Origin of the sequence: Pantoea wallisii (assembly GCF_002095485.1) — a bacterium.
Lineage (GTDB): Bacteria > Pseudomonadota > Gammaproteobacteria > Enterobacterales > Enterobacteriaceae > Pantoea > Pantoea wallisii.
In genome coordinates this window covers 1-877 of record NZ_MLFS01000137.1, presented here as the reverse complement: position 1 = coordinate 877, position 877 = coordinate 1, and the positions used below count along the sequence as shown (strand labels likewise).

At 40.0% G+C, this 877-nt stretch carries 2 protein-coding genes; one reads left to right on the top strand and one right to left on the bottom strand.

The genetic code is table 11. From position 1 onward, the window contains the following. The first annotated feature begins 79 nt into the window (after positions 1-79). Entirely contained in the window at positions 80-394 is a 315-nt protein-coding gene (locus HA48_RS21950) for a hypothetical protein (protein ID WP_128603183.1), read from the top strand. Here HA48_RS21950 and HA48_RS21945 read toward each other — a convergent pair. Continuing rightward, positions 391-877: DUF4225 domain-containing protein (locus HA48_RS21945; protein WP_128603182.1), on the bottom strand; the 487-nt coding region annotated here is incomplete at its 5' end. The genes HA48_RS21950 and HA48_RS21945 overlap by 4 nt on opposite strands.

Genomic DNA, 877 nt, shown 5'->3' with positions numbered 1-877 from the left:
TGGCTGTTGGGTGTATTGGCTATGGCCTGTCATTGACACCCCGTATACATCGCCTTTCTCAGACTGAAGAGGCCATAAAATGAACAGTATCGAAATTGAAGAGAAACTTACCCAAAACGGTTTCACTGGAAAAGATATTGCTGCAATGCGGCAATATCTCGGGAAGGATGGTGCAACGTACCCCTCATTGCTTGGCGAGTTAAGGGGACGATTTATCGTTTCTTGTATCCTGCTTGCGATTTTGACTTTCGTATGGATTTTTTATATTTTTAATGGTGATAAAGCAGAGGTTTTGTCATTTTCTTTTACCATGCTCCTCGTTATCCCTATATTTTATTTTATGACTCCCATGAAGTTGGGATTTAAAGCGTTCATGTTTAAAAAGAAACTTTAATTCTCTTTGGTTTCATTATAAATGGATTTTATAGACATTGAGTCATTATATATTTCAACACCAAGATCAAACCGAGTCATGTTTTTTATACCTCTGACGTAGTCTGTGTTCAGATAATGGAAAAGACGGTATGTCTGAGGCTTAACGATGAGTCTTGCCATGCCGTATACAGACAGCAGTAAGTCCATTGATGTGTAAGCCAGCTCGCCTGTTTTTTGATCAAAGCCGAGAAATTCAGCGCCAGCTATATAGCTTTGTTTTAGAAAGCCCTGAGAATTGTTTGTGCCATTAATGATATTTTGGAACCCTTCCTGTACTCCGTTCACTCCGTGTAAAGTAAGCATAGCACCAAAACCAACCCCTATAATATTTCCCGTAGCAAATGATGCAGCGGTTACGCCAAAACCTGCGACCATCTGAAAACCGCCAAGCACAACTCCTACGCCATTAATTATATATCCCCATACTTTTTCGTTCTTGAGG